13 protein-coding genes are annotated in these 17,086 nt (G+C 63.1%); 9 read left to right on the top strand and 4 right to left on the bottom strand.

Features of this window, described 5'->3' with window-relative positions; translation table 11 throughout:
- Window positions 1-15: 15 nt before the first annotated feature.
- Together VHD36_16515 and VHD36_16510 are read right to left on the bottom strand one after the other, a co-directional pair.
- Window positions 16-921, bottom strand: a complete 906-nt coding sequence (locus VHD36_16515) for an alpha/beta hydrolase (protein HVU88929.1) — start codon at window positions 919-921, stop codon at window positions 16-18.
- Window positions 922-1,025: 104 nt separating this feature from the next.
- Window positions 1,026-1,475, bottom strand: a complete 450-nt coding sequence (locus tag VHD36_16510; protein HVU88928.1) for an RpiB/LacA/LacB family sugar-phosphate isomerase — start codon at window positions 1,473-1,475, stop codon at window positions 1,026-1,028.
- 292 nt (window positions 1,476-1,767) lie between these two features.
- Between VHD36_16510 and VHD36_16505 the strand changes: the two genes are divergently transcribed.
- Genes VHD36_16505 through VHD36_16490 form a run of 4 tightly spaced genes read left to right on the top strand, consistent with a single transcriptional unit; the run spans window position 1,768 to window position 7,018 of the window.
- Window positions 1,768-2,040: a WXG100 family type VII secretion target gene (locus tag VHD36_16505; protein HVU88927.1), complete on the top strand. Its 273-nt coding sequence runs from the start codon at window positions 1,768-1,770 to the stop codon at window positions 2,038-2,040.
- A 7-nt stretch (window positions 2,041-2,047) separates the two neighbouring features.
- Complete coding sequence (locus VHD36_16500; GenBank protein ID HVU88926.1) at window positions 2,048-2,716, top strand: hypothetical protein; 669 nt, start codon at window positions 2,048-2,050, stop codon at window positions 2,714-2,716.
- On the top strand, window positions 2,713-2,925 hold the full coding sequence (locus VHD36_16495) for a hypothetical protein (protein ID HVU88925.1): 213 nt from the start codon (window positions 2,713-2,715) through the stop codon (window positions 2,923-2,925). The genes VHD36_16500 and VHD36_16495 overlap by 4 nt, the downstream gene beginning before the upstream one ends.
- Before the next feature lie 16 nt (window positions 2,926-2,941).
- A complete protein-coding gene (locus tag VHD36_16490; protein HVU88924.1) occupies window positions 2,942-7,018 on the top strand; it encodes an FtsK/SpoIIIE domain-containing protein in 4,077 nt (1,358 codons plus the stop codon).
- Window positions 7,019-7,139: 121 nt separating this feature from the next.
- Here the strand turns inward: VHD36_16490 and VHD36_16485 are convergent, their stop codons facing one another.
- On the bottom strand, window positions 7,140-8,567 hold the full coding sequence (locus tag VHD36_16485) for a DUF1598 domain-containing protein (GenBank protein ID HVU88923.1): 1,428 nt from the start codon (window positions 8,565-8,567) through the stop codon (window positions 7,140-7,142).
- Between the two features lie 415 nt (window positions 8,568-8,982).
- Between VHD36_16485 and VHD36_16480 the strand changes: the two genes are divergently transcribed.
- From VHD36_16480 to VHD36_16460, 5 genes are all read left to right on the top strand, one after another.
- A complete protein-coding gene (locus tag VHD36_16480; protein HVU88922.1) occupies window positions 8,983-10,398 on the top strand; it encodes a VWA domain-containing protein in 1,416 nt (471 codons plus the stop codon).
- Between the two features lie 226 nt (window positions 10,399-10,624).
- On the top strand, window positions 10,625-11,869 hold the full coding sequence (locus VHD36_16475; protein HVU88921.1) for a protein-L-isoaspartate(D-aspartate) O-methyltransferase: 1,245 nt from the start codon (window positions 10,625-10,627) through the stop codon (window positions 11,867-11,869).
- Between the two features lie 353 nt (window positions 11,870-12,222).
- Window positions 12,223-14,232 carry a sigma 54-interacting transcriptional regulator gene (locus VHD36_16470; protein HVU88920.1) on the top strand — a complete coding sequence of 670 codons (2,010 nt, stop codon included), beginning with the start codon at window positions 12,223-12,225 and terminating at the stop codon, window positions 14,230-14,232.
- 48 nt (window positions 14,233-14,280) lie between these two features.
- Entirely contained in the window at window positions 14,281-15,183 is a 903-nt protein-coding gene (locus VHD36_16465) for a formylglycine-generating enzyme family protein (protein ID HVU88919.1), read from the top strand.
- Between the two features lie 38 nt (window positions 15,184-15,221).
- Window positions 15,222-15,644 carry a hypothetical protein gene (locus tag VHD36_16460; GenBank protein ID HVU88918.1) on the top strand — a complete coding sequence of 141 codons (423 nt, stop codon included), beginning with the start codon at window positions 15,222-15,224 and terminating at the stop codon, window positions 15,642-15,644.
- A 24-nt stretch (window positions 15,645-15,668) separates the two neighbouring features.
- Here VHD36_16460 and VHD36_16455 read toward each other — a convergent pair whose 3' ends face one another.
- Window positions 15,669-16,952 (bottom strand): NAD(P)/FAD-dependent oxidoreductase, encoded by a 1,284-nt coding sequence (locus VHD36_16455; protein HVU88917.1) that lies wholly within the window; start codon window positions 16,950-16,952, stop codon window positions 15,669-15,671.
- Window positions 16,953-17,086: the final 134 nt, after the last annotated feature.

Here is a 17,086-nt window from a genome sequence, read left to right as displayed (position 1 = left end):
GCTACCAAGCGCCGCTTACTGTTGCCGCAGGGTGCGCGTGAAAAACTCGTTGACGATCGTTTTGGTGTACGGAACGTGCAGCATCGAATGCGGGCAATGCCCGACGTTTGCCAGTCGGATATACGTGATGTCCTTTTGCCCCGCCTTGGCCAGCGCTCCTACCAGGAGGTCGGCCGTTCGCACGTCGACTTGCTCGTCCGTCTCGCCGTAAATGAGCAGTAGCGGCGGAGCCGGCTCCTTCCGGTGCGCCACGTAGCTGATCGGAGAGGCGCGCCGGTACGACGATAGCCGTTCTCCTTCGGGCGAGCCGCCCATGAATTTAGTGACCACCTCGCGCAGCCGGTTCTCTTCGAACTGACGCACGAGGTCGACGGGGCCACTGTCGCTGGCAGCGGCCTGCACTCGGCTCGACGGCTTTCGATTGTCATTCGATTTGGCCTCGGCAGGGTCATCCATGAGCGCCAAAAGGAGCGCCAAATGCCCGCCTGCCGAATTGCCGTACACGCCAATTCGTGTCGGATCGAGGCGGTATTCCCTCGCATGCGCGCGTAAAAAACGGATCGCATCGCGACAATCGTCCAAGGCGGCAGGAAAAGGGGCATCGCCCGAGAGCCGGTAATTGATCGCGGCAGCGACAAATCCCAGTTCCGCGAACTCGACGATATTGCCCGGTGTGCCGTGCTCGGCCGTGGCGAAGCTGGCTTTGTCTCCCTCGACCCAGCCCCCACCATGGATCACGACCACGCCGGGGCGCAAACCGTTCGGCGATTGCGGTACGGCCAGGTCGAAAGAGCAATGTCTGTTCTGGCTGTAGATGACGTTGCTACGCAGGTCGATCCCGTCATCGGCTCCTTGAACGGAAGTCAATCTGCCGACGATGAGCAAGCTGGCCCATAGCAGTCGAGAAGTCGAAAGCCTCATATCTCGGCTCCGCTCGTAATCCGCCATCCGTTCGGCGGGTGCTTCGGAAGAACGCTGGCGCAAGGCGGCGCGAATCATGCACGCCGTGCGCGACGAACGAGAACTCAGTCGACACGCTCGAGCGCCGCCACTTTACCCAAGCGCCGCTGGTGCCTTTCGGCGCCGGAAAACTTCGCCGCCAGGAACGTGCGCACGAATTCCTCCGCCAGAAGCGGCCCGATGACCCGGCCGCCCAGGCAGAGGATGTTCATGTTGTCGTCTTCGACCCCTTGGTGGGCTGAGAACCCGTCGTGAACCAAAGCCGCGCGGGCGCCGTGTACTTTGTTGGCGGCGATCGAAGCGCCCACACCGCTACCGCATACGGCGATACCGCGCTCGATGTCGCCGGCAGCGACCGCTTTGGCCAGCGGGATCACGTAATCGGGATAATCATCGGCGGTGTTCAAGACCTCGGCGCCAAAATCAACAAGGTCAAATCCGCTTTTGCGCAGCGAGTCGGCAAGCAATTGTTTCAGCTCGAAGCCGCCATGATCCGACGCGATTCCGATGCGCATCTTACGCTCCCTCGGCAGAATTGTCCGATTTATAAAGAGACTGCAAGTACACTTCCGATTTACATGCCGAGGCCTACGGCCTAAACTTCAGGTTAGGTGGTCGGCAGGGAACAGGGTCACCACCCGGGGGCCTTTTCGTGGCTACCCGTTTGCGCCTGTTGGGCATTTCCTTTCTCTTCCAAGTTCGGCAAGCGGCCAGACGCGGTTTCCCAGCGCCCCGGTCTCACCGAGGCCGCGGCGAGCCCGGCGTGCCGCCCGTTTTGCCAGTGCTCACTTAACCATAGCGTGCGCCATGTCGCAAGCCATCGTCGATCCCGAGCAGTTGCGTCGTTTTGCCCACAATCTGAAACGGTTCAACAGCGACCTGCAGAACCAGTTGATGACACTGCACGGGCAGTTGAAGAATCTCGGCCAGACCTGGCGCGACAAGGAACAGCAGAAGTTCAACGAGGAGTTCGAGCAGACCATGCTGGCCCTGTCGAAGTTCATCGAGGCGGCCGACGCCCACGTGCCGTTCTTGTTGCGCAAGGCGGATCGCGCGGAAGAATACCTGCGGCAACGTTGAGTCGCTTATGCGCCCGGGCGCACACGTCAAATCGATCGAGGCGCTGGCGGCGTTTCGCGCGGCGCTTTCTCTGTTTCAGAATGAGGCCGAACAGGCGCTGGCGTCGATTCAAGCCGAGATCCAGGATTTTGTCGAATGGCTCGAGATCGACATGATGAAGTTCTGGCGGGCCGAGATTCGCAATCGCGAACAACACGTGGCCGATGCCAAGGCCGACCTGCACCGCTGCCTGTCGGCCACGATCGACCCGCACCGCACCCCCAGTTGTTATCAAGAAAAGAAAGTTCTCGATGCCGCCAAGAAGCGCTTGCGCGAGGCCGAGGACAAGCTGGCCGTCGTGCGGCGCTGGATTCCCGTCGTCCGCCAGGCCGTGGTGGAATACCGCATGAAAGTCCAGCCGCTCGACAGTGCCCTGTCGGGCGATACTCCGGTGGCGATGGGCTTTCTCGACGCGTCGGTGCGACGGCTCGAGGAGTATCTGAGCATCGCGCCCCCTTCGGGCAGCGTGCTCGAAGCGCCACCGGAGCCAATGAGTCCGCCGGCAGAATCGCGCTCACCGGGGCCGTCGACATCGTCCGTGTCACCGCCTGCGGAAGAATCGAACGAAAATCGCGCCGCTCCGGCGGCGGAATCCATCGACGCATCAGGCAATATTGAGAGGGAAGAGCACCCTTGATATTCGATGACAACAAAGCCCGGCTATTGCACGCGTCGCGCACGCTGCGGCTGCGTTGGGAACAGACGCAGACGCAGTGGAACGACCAGGTGATGCGCGACTTCGAGCGCCGGCATCTGGAGCCCTTTGAGCCTAAGTTGGTTAGCGCGGTCCGCGCGATCGAGCGTTTGGCCGAGTTGCTGACGCGTGTCGACCACGAGTGCAAATAAGCGACGTCCAGGAGCGATGCCGAGCCGGCCGCGGCAAGGTCGCGGCGATTTCGAGCGTGTCCTTCCAAAATTCCTCAACCACCACACGTTTCCTTTCACCCGTTGCAGCCTGATGCGCGTTGTCGAGCGTGAAAAGCACGTTCTGGAGCAGCTGGTGGCGCTGGTGGACCAGCGCCTCGAAGCGCAGCGCGCCGCCGACGAGGCTTTCCGCCAGGGAGAATCGCGCGTCAGCTCCGACTTTCAGCGGGCAGCGGCTGATATCACGGCGCAATTCCACAGCGAAGCCGGCTCGGCGGAAAGAGGCGAACGCGCCAAACGCGAAGGCCATGTCGCCCAATGGAAGGCTCAATCGCGGCAGATCGAGGACGCCACCCAGGATGCCGTGCAGCGCCTGGTCAATGAGATCAACCGCGCCGAGCGCACGGCCCACAAGGCGGTCGACGAAGCGCGCTGGCTGGCGCGCACCGTGTTCGAGGCGGCGCGCAAGCGCATGTCCGAGCACATGGCCGAATTGCAGCAGCAGCTGCGCAGCCGGCTGCGCACCGCTCGGGCGATCGAGAGTGATTGCATCGCGGAATTGGAACGCTGGGGCCATCGCGCGATCGTCGATCAGACCGTAGTTGCGCCGCCGGACGACGACGAGAACGGTGATCATGGCGAGCGATTGAATCAGGCCCTCGAGATCGCCAAGACCGAGTTGCAGGCGTTGCGTGCGCTGCGTCTGCCGGACGCCGTGCGCGGCGCGAATGCGGCCTGGGTCTTTTTGGCGACGGCCGCGCTCGTGGCGCCACTCGTCGCCTGGTTGACGGGCGGAAATCTGACAGCGACCGTGGCGGCCACCGCGCTGTTCGCGGCGGGTTTGGGCGTCGGACTGACGATCTGGCTGCGCGGGCTGGCTCGCCGGCAAGCCGCGGCGCGCTTCCGCCCACTGTTGGCGGCGGTGCGGCAGGCCGAGACGTCAGCCCGGCGGTACCTCGACAAGTCGGCCAAGGCCTACAAGCGTAAACGCAGTGAGATTCGCCGCCAGCGCGACGCGGAATACGCCCGCGCCGCCGAAGAGCACACGCCGATGCTCGTGGCCTGCCGCAAGCGGCGCGAAAGCGATCTGCCCAAGCTCACGGCCGACGCGGATCAACAGTTGGTGGTCCTGCAACGCAAGCTCGACGAAGCGCTTGCCAAATCGCAAGAGATCGAAGCGCAGCTCAAGGCCGACGCCCGTCAGCGCTACGAACAGGCGCTCACCGCGGCACAAGCCACCAAGGAGCGGCAGCTAGCTGCGAACCAGGCCGAGTACGAACGGGCCCGCACCGCCGCCGCGCTTGCCTGGCAGACTGGCTACGCGGCCGTACAGGCTGAGTTGGCCGCGATCAACCAGGAAATCGACGAAACCTGTCCCGATTGGAGCTTCGTCACCTCCGGCGCGTGGCATCCGCCGCATAACGTTCCGAAGGCGATCCGTTTTGGCGAGCTCGACCTGGATCTGCGTTCGCGCGCGCAATCGCCGGATGCGGACGGACGCGACTTGCGGTTTCGGCTGCCGGCGCTATTGGATTTTCCCGGCGGTTCGTCGATTTTCATCAAGACGCACGGCGAGGGGCGCCAACTCGCGATCGGGCTGTTTCAACTGGTGTTGTTGCGATTGCTCACCGCGGTGCCGCCAGGCAAAGTGCGATTGACGATCGTCGACCCGGTCGGGCTGGGCCAGAATTTTGCTTCCTTCATGCACCTGGCCGATCACGACGAGGCGCTTGTCAGCCATCGCATCTGGACCGAGCCGGTGCAGATCGAGCAGCGGCTGGCCGACTTGACCGAGCATATCGAGACGGTCATCCAGAAATATCTGCGCAACGAATTTCCCACGATCGAGGCCTACAACGAAGCCGCGGGCGAAGTGGCCGAGGCGTTTCGCGTGCTGGTCGTGGCCAACTTTCCGGCCGGCTTCACCGAGGCCGCGGCCCGCCGCCTGTTGAGCATCGCCTCCAGCGGCCCGCGCTGCGGCGTGCAGGTCTTGATCAGTGTCGATTCCAAGCAGCCGCCGCTGCCGGGCATCAGCCTGGCCGACCTGCAAAAGCACGCCACCGTGTTCAACATCTCGGGCGGCGAGCTGTCGTGGCAGGAGCCGGCTTTCAAGGACTTACCCCTGACCGTCGAAAACCCGCCCACCGAAGAATGCAAGCGCGTGCTGAACACCGTCGGCGCCGCCGCGCACACGGCCAAGCGCGTGGAAGTGCCGTTCGAAGCCATCGCGCCGGCGGACGATGCGTACTGGAAATCGGACAGCCGCCGCGGCATCGACGTTCCCTTGGGCCGGGCCGGCGCCACGCGCCTGCAACATCTGCGGCTCGGGCAAGGGACTTCGCAGCACGTGCTCATCGCCGGCAAAACCGGTTCGGGCAAGTCGACGCTGTTGCACGCCCTGATCACGAACGCCGCGCTGCGTTACAGCCCTGACGAAATTGAGCTGTATCTGATCGATTTCAAGAAAGGGGTCGAGTTCAAAACCTACGTCACGCACGCGCTGCCGCACGCCCGCGTGATCGCTATCGAGAGCGAGCGGGAGTTCGGCCTCAGCGTGATGCAAAGGCTCGACGCCGAAATGAAACAACGCGGCGAGCGGTTTCGACAGGCCGGCGTGCAGGATATCGCAGGCTTCCGCGACGCCGGCGAAAGCCTGCCGCGCATCCTGTTCATCGTCGACGAATTCCAGGAGTTCTTCGTCGAAGACGACAAGGTGGCGCAAGAGGCGTCGCTGCTCTTGGACCGCCTGGTGCGGCAGGGCCGTGCTTTTGGCATTCACGTACACCTGGGGTCGCAAACGCTGGGCGGGGCTTATTCGCTGGCCCGTACGACGCTCGGTCAAATGGCCGTGCGGATTGCGTTGCAGTGCAGCGAAGCCGACGCACATTTGATCCTCAGCGAAGAAAACTCGGCCGCCCGGCTCCTTTCGCGCCCCGGCGAAGCGATCTACAACGACGCCAACGGGCTGGTGGAAGGAAATCACCCGTTTCAGGTCGTCTGGCTGCCGGACGAGCGCCGCGACGTGTTCCTCGACGAGATCACGCGGCTCAACGCGCAGCGCCCCGCGAGCGCGCGGCGGCATCAGATCGTTTTCGAGGGAACCCGCCCGGCCGACGTCGAGCAAAGCGACACGCTGGCCGCGCTCTTTGCTGCCGCCCACCCTCCGAAGGTGTCTGGTGCCACTGGTGGCTTGCCCACCAGTGCTTCCGCGGGCGTCCCCGACGGCTTGCCCATCAGTGCGACATCCGCGCCGCGTGTCTGGCTCGGCGAGCCCTTGGCGATTCAAGAAGCGACGAGCACGACGTTCACGCGCCGTGGTGGCTCGAACCTACTCTTGCTGGGTCAGAACGACGAAGCAGCAGCCGGCATGTTGATCAGCTCCGTGCTCAGCCTGGCCGCCCAGGTGCCTGCCGCCCAGGTGACTGCCGCCCAGTTGCCTGCCAATGGCAATGGTGAGTCGGGGCCGACGGTCACGATTCTCAACGGCGGGTTGGCGGACCGCGACTATATGCCGCGCCTGGTCCAGTTATCGCGATTGCTGCCGGGCCGGGTGCGACTGGCCTCGCCGAACGATACCGCCAGCGTAATGGCGGAATTGGCAGCCGAGATCGAGCGCCGCCACACCTCGGCGGGCGACGAGAGCCCGAGATTTCTCTTCGTCTTCGACCTGCCGCGGCTTCGCGAGCTGCGCCGGCAGGAGGAGGAATTCAGCTTCTCGCGGAGCAGTGAAGAAACGCCGCGCCGGCCGGATCAGCAGTTCGCCGACATTCTGCGCGACGGGGCGGCCGTGGGCGTCCACGTGATCGTCTGGTGCGACTCGCTGACGAACTTCCAGCGGATGCTCGATCGGCAAGGGCTGAAGGAATTCGATACGCGGGTGCTCTTGCAAATGAGCCCCACCGATTCCAGCCTGCTCATGGACACGCCGGCCGCCAGCCTGTTGGGTAAGCACCGGGCGCTGTTGCACCGCGAAGACGAAGGCCGGCTGGAAAAATTCCGCCCTTACGCGCCCCCGAGTGAATCATGGCTGGCCAAAACGGCCGAGCAGCTTGCCCGACGGACACTGCCGCCATGACGGTTTGAAGAAATTGCACCACGCGGCAGAGAGAAATGCCGAATGAAATGATGAATGATGAGTGGGCAGAGCCCCGAATTCCTCCCATTCATCATTTTGCATTCTTACTTTTGCATTCTCTTTAGTTCCACCACCAGCTGCCGTGCTGGCCCGTGGTCGCCTTGTCGCCGGCGGCCGCATTGCCCGACGAAGCACGCGCGGCCTTCGCGCGGATCGGGTCGAGTTTCGCGCTTTGTTCCTTGCGATCGGCCTCGCCCCAGGAGTGGATCAATACGCCGCCCGAGGCGCTGATGATCCAGTTATCCCCCTTCTTGATGAAGCTGGCTTGCGTGTCGACTTGCTTCGGCGCGGCAAACGCGGCGACCGGGAGGCCGTTTTCACCGGTAAGCGGCGCCAGGTCCAAATTCGCCTTGCCGGGCAAGTTCTCCTTGAACAACAGGGCCGCGACGATCGCCATGTCCATGCAGTTGCGCAACTGACCGAAGATCGCATCGCGCTTCGACAGCTCGTCGTACTTGGCCGTCATGTTGTTGGCCCACTTCTGTGCCGTGGGGCTGGCCTTGCCGGAGTGTACGATGTTGCCGTTTTCCAGCAAAAAGTCTTCTTCGGTCATGGCCTTCACGCCCGGCCCGCGCAATTCCCAGGCCAGACCGTCGGCGTCGGTCAACAGCGGCTCGTAATTCGTGGCCAGCCACCAGCGCGGCATGGCCGAGCCCTTCTGGCCCGGCCGCACCATCTGCAAATAGCTGGGCAAGCCCGAGATCGGCGGCGGATCGAAATTCATCGCCAGCCGCTTCATCCGGTAATCGGCCGCCACCAGCACGCGGGCAAAATGGCTCGTCGGCGGCACCCCGGTCAGCGTGATCGTCTGTGGGCCCAGCTCTTGCTCGATGCCGCGGATCGTGGCTTGCGGATCCGGGCCAATCGTCTGCTGATACTTCATCGCCTCTTGATAGCGGCGCAGCCCTTCGGCCGTGGGATCGATCGAGCAGCTAATTCCTCCTTGCGCGGCCTGCATGGCCGAGCGCAGGGCCACCAGAAGATCATCAAGCAGGAGCACGGCGCGACCTGTGTTCGCGCCAACGACTTCGCCCGAATCGCTGATCTTCCACCCTTCGCCGAAGCCGACCAGCACAATGTCATTCTGCTCGGGGTACACAAACACGTAATGCAGCCGCTGCAGACCGGCCAGGAAGTTCACTTCATCCGGCAGCGGACGATTATTCACGCGGCACTCTTCGATCACGCCCATCAGGCCGCGCAGAGATATCTTTCGCATCTCGGTTGGCACGGCCAGGTCGCCCGGCACCTCGCCCAAGGCTTTGGCCCGCAGATCGCGCAGCTTGTTAAGGTTGTCGCGCTGGGCATTGGCCAAGACGCCATTGGTATCGATCGATACACCGCCGACCGCGCCGACGAAACCGCCGAAGCCGGTGACCAGACCTTGCTGAGCGCGGCTCGCACTGGCCCAGAACAGAACGGCACAAACGACGATCGGCACGCAAGCCCGCGCGACATTTCCGAGAGCTGGCATTGACGTCCGGCGCATGATTACTTTCCTCTCGTAACTTGGGGTCTTCTCTGAACGTTCGCTGCGGCCTTTGCGCTGCCTGGATTCCGGGGCGGGTACAGACCGCGGCCGGCCATGCCGTGCATGTTCCCGGGGCGGGCACGAAATCCCTAATACCGAGCGTACTTACAACCCCCGAGGAATGCCATATCTCGGGTAACAAACTACAGATGGCTGCAAGGGGTTTTTTACGCTCCACAGGCCATTGGCAACGTTCCCCCAGGTGGTAATTCGCCGCTAGCCAGCCGGCGAGAATGCCTTCGCCCGTACCCCCAACAGCAGCGTTGACCCCGTACCCAGCCGTGCTGAGAATGGACGGCAGATTTCGGCTCTTCGCGGTTAGCGGGAGACGAACGCGAAAGTGTGGCGCATCTCGACGCGGCGAAAGGCTTTGATGTCTGTGCGGATACCAGCCGCTCTCGTGGCACTCACGCTGCTGACCCTGGCAGCCGACACGACAGGCTTCGTCCGCGCGGACGACCAGGCCCGAACGGGCAAGAAGGTCGCCGTCGCCAAGGCGGTTACGAAAACGGCCGAGGACGCGGCGAAGGATGAATTCCGCGCCGCCAAGCGCGAAATCCAGGGCCGACTGCGCAGCAAGCAAGTTCCTGAGCGGATCGCGGCGGTGCGCCAGTTGAACGTTTATCGCGGCGTCGAGGCGGCCAGGCTGCTGGTCACCGTCGGACTCCAGGACGACGAGCCCTCGGTCCGCGATGCCGCCTATCATCAGCTTCTCGACTTCAACGACGATCTCGATATTGCCCGCTACCTGCTTCAGGTGGTGAAGAAGGACGGGCGGCGCGCCGACGTGAACCCGACGACGTTTCAGTTGTTGGCCGTCTTGTTGGCTTCGAAGTCACCGGACGTCGAGCGCGAGGTCGGCACCTATCTGGAGAAGCAGACCAGCTCGCACGAGGGCCTGCTTTTCGTGCAGACGTTCGCCGACGAACTCGGCGAACATGGCCAGGTCGAAGATGTCAGCCCGCTCGCCAAGCTCACGAAATTGCGGGTTTTCGCCGCCGAATTCGGCCTGCGTCGGGCGATCGCCGAGGCACTCATGAAAATCGGCGCGCCCGAAGCGGTCGGCGAGCTCGTGACCCTCATGGAAAGAGTGCAGGGAGAAATTCGCGCCGAAATCGTCAAGCACCTGATCGCGGTGACGGGCGAGGATTTTGGCCTGGAGGTCGCGGCGTGGCGCGAGTGGTGGAAGGCCAACAAGAAAGAATTCCAGATGGCCGGCGCCCCGCGCAAGGACGGAACCAGCGTCTCGATGAGCCGACTGGGGCGCGAGTCGAAGTTCTACGGACTGTCGATCCATGCCCAAAAAATGGTCTTCATCATCGACACCTCGGGGAGCATGGTGCAGGGCGGACGTCTGAACGCCGCCAAGCGAGAGCTTTTGCAAGCCATCGATGGACTCACCGAAGACGCGCAGTTCAGCGTGCTGGCCTTTAACGGCGAGGTCTATGCCTGGCGGAAGCAGTTGATGCCGGCCAATGCCGCCGTCAAGGAAACCGCCGCGCACTGGGTCGCCACGCTCGAGACGGGCACCAACACGGCCTCGTACGATGCGCTGGAGGCCGGCCTGCAATTCGACGCCGAGGCGATTTTTTTCTTGACTGACGGTGTGCCTCAAGGAGGCAACATCAATAATCCGGCCGACATCGTGGCGCTGATCACCCGCGGCAACCGTCTGAAACGAATGTCGATTTACACGATCGGCATCGGCCCACAAGGCGGGGGTTTCGAGCAGTTCCTGGCGACACTCGCCCGGCAAAACTGGGGCGCCTATCGACGCGTCGACCAATAAGGTGATACCCCGGACCTGCCTGGAATGGCGGCCCGGTACCGATTTTAACGGCTTGCGAAGTCAACTTTCGTTCACTTTCACGCCACCGGCTCGATTTATCGCGCGCCCCAGGATCGTCCCAAATTATCCTGGAAGTTGGCAGCCGAACGAGGTCGCAAGAGGAAATTTATCGCGCGCCCCGGCTACTAAAGCGTAACGACCCTTTGCTGCAATCAGGATCAAATCCATGAACGTCCGGATTTCCTGCCTTTGCTTGTTGGCTGCTCTCGCCGTAACGACAGTGTGCGGTTTGGCGCCCGCGACCGCCGTGGATCGTTCGCCGGAAGGGATCGAGCTATCGCGTCAGCGCATGGTCACCGAGGACCTGATCGGCGGCGGCATCACGAACACGCGCGTCCTCCAGGCGATGCGCAATACGCCGCGGCACGAATTTGCCCCCGCGAAGCTCTTCGACAAGGCCTATCTCGATATGTCGCTGCCGCTGGGCGAGCATCAGACGCTGACGCCGCCCTTGTTGGTGGCCTACATGACGGAACAACTCGATCCGCAGCCCAAGGACATCGTGCTCGAAATTGGCACCGGCAGCGGCTACCAGGCCGCGGTCCTCAGCCCCTTGGTCAAAGAGGTTTATACGATCGAGATCGTCGACAAACTCGGCAAGCGCGCGGAAAAAACACTGAAGAAGCTGAAGTACGACAACATCTTCACGAAAATCGGCGACGGTTTTCAAGGTTGGCCCGAAAAGGCGCCGTTCGACAAGATCATCTTCACTTGCTCGCCCGAAAAGGTGCCGCAGCCGATCATCGATCAGTTGAAAGAAGGGGGCCGGATCATCGTGCCCACCGGCGAGCCGTATCAGCAAGTGTTTCACTTGCTCAAGAAAGAGAATGGCGAGATCACGAGCGAGGCCCTGCGGCCGACGCTGTTCGTGCCCATGACCGGCAAAGCCGCTTCGACGCGCGAGGTCAAAGCCGATCCGCTGCACCCGACGCTGACCAACCCCAGCTTCGAGGAGATGCTTCCCGATAGCGGCGAGCCGACCGGCTGGTATTACTTGAAGCAGATGGAGGTCGTGCCCGCGTCCGACGCTCCCGAAGGAAAGAACATCGCCACGTTCAGCAACAAGGAGCCGGGGCGTCCCGCGCGAGCCCTGCAAGGCTTTGCCATCGATGGCCGCAAGATCCGTCAGTTGCAGGTTTCGTGCATGGTGAAGGCCAGCGACGTGACGGTCGGCATTGCCCCCGATCAACTCGCGCAGCTGTCGATCATGTTTCTCAACGAAAACCGCGCCCCCTCCGGAACCGTCACGCTGGGGCCGTGGAGTGGCAGCTTCGGTTGGCAGAAAGTCACTGGCAAGCTCAAGGTCCCCCCGGCCGCCCGCGAAGCGATCGTCAACCTCGGCCTTCTCGGTGGCACGGGCGAGGTCTCGTTCGACGACATCCAAATGATTGTCACCTCGGGCGACAATTAATTCTGGAAGTCTTGGCCGATTCTTAACGCCACCCGCATGGCAAGACCGGCGGGCCAGCGGGGATACACAACTTTCCTCGCACCTCGTCACTTTCTTTGCCGACCGGCGACGGACACCGTATGATTCTCGACCGCGCCGCCCGGCAGAGGACCACCGGAAACCGCTTGCAGGGGAGCGTCGCAGGTCGATAAGGTAGTAGTAGGTAGATGTTTGGCGCAATTTTCGCCGGCGCGCCAGGGCCAAAAACGCCCGGCAAGCCGGCATCGGGGGAAACACATCATCTGCCCCCAAAAAACCGCGGTCGCACCCGGCCGCCGCCACGCCAACCATTCGTGTGACACGTCGAGGCGTTAATGCTGGCATATCTGGTGATTCGGGAAGGCTCGAAGTGGACGGACGTCTTTCGACTCGTCCCAGGGCAGACAGTGACCGTGGGACGAGCCCCCACGAACCAGATCGTCATCAAGGACGAGCGCTGCAGCCGCTGCCACGCCGAGTTGTTCCAGTCTGAAGGACGCTGGACCCTCCGCGACCTGGACAGCCGCAACGGCACGATCGTCGGCGACGGGCTGGTGCGCGGCGACCATCCGCTGACGCCGGGCGACATCATCCACATTGGCCGCTCGCAATTGGCCTTTGTCGATGACCTGTCCAAGGCGTTTCCCGATAGCGGCAGCGCCTCCCGACCTACGCCTATAGCGCCCGAGGATGCGGCGCTGGAAACTCATCAAGACGTGAACGTCATCGACGGGCACGAGCCGACTACGATCACCCATCGCCGCGGCCAGACGAAATTCCTCGAGCCGCGCGACGAAGACGATAACAGCGTCTCGAAAGTCGGCCGCGCGGCCGCCAAGCTCTGCCGACTGGCCTTTGAACTGGCAAAAAGTCCCGACGCCGTAGCCATGGCCAAGCTGGCGATCGCCGGACTGTTCGAAGGAACGCAAGTCGACGCCGGGGCACTCTTGCTCTTGAAGCGCGGCGCCGGCCCGACGGCCGAATCGCTCGAGGTGATCGCCTCGCGCACCGACACCGAGTTGCCCTACTACCGCGTGTCGTCGTTCTTGGCCGCGACTGTACTGCGCGAGGGCGAAGCGGTGCTCGCGCGCAACATCATGGGCGACAGCTCCGTGAGCAGTCGCGACAGCAAGGGCGAGATTCACGCCACCAGCGTCATCTGCGCGCCGATCCGCCGCGGCCGGACGATCTTCGGGCTGATTCATCTGTACTCGACCAATCCGTCGCGCAATCCCGATCCCGACGATCTGGAGTTCACGCTGGCCGTGGCCGACACCGTGGCCGTGGCCTTGCAAAATCTGCATCGCCGGCAGGAGCTAGCCGAAAACCTGAACCAGGCGCGCGACGAGAACACGCAACTGCGCGAGCGGCTGGGCGCCCAGAGCGAAATCGTGGGCACCAGCCCCGCGATCACGCGCATTATCGAAGAGATCGCCCGCGCCGCCCCGTCGAACGCCACGGTGCTGATCCGCGGCGAAAGCGGCGTGGGCAAGGAACTGGTGGCGCGGGCCGTACACTTCTCCAGCCCGCGGCGCAAGGGCCCGTTCGTGTGCGTCAACTGCGCGGCTTTGGCCGAGAGCATTTTGGAAAGCGAGTTGTTCGGCCACGAGCGCGGCGCCTTTACCGGCGCGGTCGAGAAGAAGATCGGCAAGTTCGAAGCGTCGCACAAAGGGACGCTGATGCTCGACGAAATCGGCGAGATGAGCCCCACGATCCAGGCCAAGCTGCTGCGCGTGCTGGAAGGGCACCCGTTCGAGCGCGTCGGCGGCAGCGAGTCGTTGAAGGTCGACGTGCGCGTGATCGCCGCCACGAACCGCGACCTGGAGAAGGACGTCACCGAGGGACGCTTCCGCCGCGATCTCTATTTCCGCCTGCACGTGCTCGAGATCGTGGTGCCGGCGCTGCGCAAGCGGCCCGAGGATATTCCGCTTCTGGCCGATTACTTCTTTCAGCGCTTTATCGGCGAGACCGGGCGCAAGCTGCGCGGTTACACGCAGCGGGCCATGGACCAGATGCAGCGCTATCGCTGGCCGGGCAACGTGCGCGAAATGAAAAACGTCATCGAGCGCGCTATCGTGCTGGCCGAAGGCGAATACATCGACCAGCAGGATCTCATGCTGTCGAAATTGCCCACCACCGGCGATACGACGGACGTGCCCAGCGTGCCGGCCGAATTCGTCCCCTGCTCGCTGGCCGACGTCGAGCGGCGGCATATCCTGGCCACGTTGCGGGCGACGAATTGGAACAAAAGCCAGACCGCCAGCATGCTGGGGATCGAACGCTCGACCCTCGATCGCAAGATTCAGCGTTACGATCTGCAAGAAGCTGCCCCCCGCCGCGCGTGACATGGCCGCTTGTGACTCGCTCATCACACGGAGCCGGGCAGGATTCGCATGTTTCGTCCGACGCGCCTGTGCATGATGCTGTTTTTGTTGTTCGCGGTGTCCGCCAATGTGCCGGCTCTTTCTGCCGAGCCCGGCAGGAATGCCGACGCCGGCTCGTTTGTTGGCGCGAAAGCCGGCGAGGAGCGCACGGTCGCTGGCATAAAACTCTGCTGGTGCCCCGCCGGAAGATTCTTGATGGGAAGTCCGCCGAGCGAGCTCGAACGCCGCCCCGGCGAGAACCAGGTGCAAGTCACGCTGACCAAGGGCTTCTGGACGTCAAAGTACGAGACGACCCAAGCCGACTGGCGGCGCGTGATGGGCGCACTGCCGGGCCCCGTGACCGAAGAGCTGCCCGCCGGAGACGAACTGCCAGTCGGCAACGTCAACTTTGCCGAGGCCGAAGCTTTTTGCGACAAGTTGACCGAAATCGGCCACCGCGCGGGCGAGCTATCGCGCGAGTGGGTCTTTCGCCTGCCGACCGAAGCACAGTGGGAATACGCCTGCCGCGCGGGAACGACCACGGCAACGTCATTCGGCAATAGCCTCAGCAGCAAGCAAGCGAATTTCAAAGGGCAACCCTATAACGGCGGTGAACCAGGACCGTCACTAGGGCACGCGGCCAAGGTCGGCAATTATCCGGCCAACGCTTGGGGGTTGCACGACATGCACGGTAACACATTCGAATGGTGCCGCGATTGGTACCACCAGCGCTTGCCGGGCGGAGAGGACCCCGATCTGCACGATGCCAAGGATACCGCCACCAGAAGCCGAAACGGCGATCGCTCACGCGCGCGCCGCGGCGGTGCTTGGACCGACGATGGTTGGCCGTGCCGCAGCGCGTGTCGCCTGCGCTTCGAACCCGAGCGGCGCTACGACCATATCGGCTTTCGCGTGGTGGCCGTGCGGCCGTAGCCAGTGCGCCAATTTCTGAAGGCAGGAGCCAGGGATTAATGTCGGCTGCAATTCGCGTGATTCTAGGAGTGCTGGCCGGACTGGCGTCGGCATTTACCTTGATCCTGGCGGTCGAAGCAGCGAGCGCCGTCGTTCATCCCACGCCACCAGACTTCACGGGCACGAAAGAGGAGATGTGCGAGCACGTGGCTCGCTACCCGCAATGGGTGCTGGCGGCGGTCGTCATCGCGTGGACCACGATAGGCTTCGTTGCCGCCTGGATCGCCGCGCGCATCGGCGATGGGCGTGCAGGGCTCGCGGTCGGTGCATTCCTGTACGCGGCATTGGCCGCCAACGTGGCTATGCTCCCCTACCCGATGTGGTTCAAGCTCGTGATGCTCATGTGCTTCCCACCGGCATGCTGGTCGGGCATGCGGACCGCACGGCGCGCTCTCGCACACGGCCCAGCACCAGCCGTCTAAGCAGCGCGCGACATCGGCGCACCGTCATTGCGGCCGGTGCAAAATCGTCTCGGTCTCGGCGGCCTGCTTCATCTCGGCGCGGATCACGTTCATCGGCTCGATCACTTCGTCGACCGAATCCTTGAACAGGTCGCCGATCAACAGGTCGGTCAAATGCCCTTTAAAGTGCGGGTATTTCTTGACGAAGCGGCCAAAGCTGAAGCCGTCGTAGAATTCGCACACCAGGCGGCGCATGCGATCCATGCCCTGGTTGAAGGCCGGCGCCCACTTGCCGAGTTGTGCCGCGGACGTGTCGCCTTTCGTGAGCCCTTCGACGATCGCGTCCGCGGCGACCATGCCCGAGCGCAACGCCAATAAGACGCCCGACGAGTAGAGCGGATCCAAAAAGCCGTACGCGTCGCCCACCAAGACCCAGCCGTCGCCGGCGGCGACGCGCGAGCGGTACGAGTAATCCTTAGTGGCAAAAAAACCGGTCGCGCGGCGGCCGATCGACACGCGCTCCTTGGCGGCCGGGCAAAGATCGAGCTGCTCGTTGTAGACCGTTTCGTAATCGCGGCGATCACGAAACAATTCTTCGAACGCCGAGACGACGCCCACGCTGACGATGTTGTTGTGCAGCGGGATATACCAGAACCAGCCCTTCTTTTCCTTGGTCTGCAGGACCATCGTGGCCCCCTCGTCGCGGCCGGTGTCGCGATAGGCGCCTTCGAAATACGTCCACAGAGCCCCTTTTTTCAAGATCGGGTCAATCTCGCGGAGTTTGAGCCGGCTGGCCAGCATCGCGCTCTGGCCACTGGCGTCGACAACGACCTGGGCACGTACGATGCGCTCCTGCCCAGCGTCGTCCACGAAGCGCACGCCGACGGCGCGTTCGCCCTCGAACAGCACCTCCAAGACGCGCGTCCCCTCGTGCACCTGCACGCCATGTTCGCGGGCGTTGTCGAGCATCATCTTGTCGAACTCACTGCGGACCACCTGCCACGTGCGCGAACAATCGTGCGGCTTGTGATCAACGAAGTAAAACGGCTCGGACAATTTGCCATTGGCGTTGACGAATTGCACGCTGTACTTGTTGACGAACGGGCTGGCCTTCATCTTTTCGAGCATGTTCAGCCGCTCGAGCACCCAATAGGTCTCGGGAATCAACGATTCGCCGATGTGAAAGCGAGGAAAGTGCTCGCGCTCGAAAAGCTGCACGGCAAATCCCTGCTGGGCAATCAAGGTGGAAACGGTCGAGCCGCCGGGACCACCCCCGATGACGACAACGGGAACGGATTGCTCGGCGGAGGTGCTGTTATTGGTGATCATTGCGGTCGGAACTCCTCTGCAATTGGCTGGCGGCGGTGGTCGGCAGGATGGATGGGTGGGTTGCGGTGGCGGGAAATGAAGCGAACAACCTTCCTCTCAGCTCCATCTCATCCCCCTCCCTGTCAGGGAGGGGC

It is taken from the genome of Pirellulales bacterium (assembly GCA_035546535.1).
Classification (GTDB): domain Bacteria; phylum Planctomycetota; class Planctomycetia; order Pirellulales; family JACPPG01; genus JACPPG01.
This window is presented reverse-complemented; position numbering and strand designations above follow the sequence as displayed.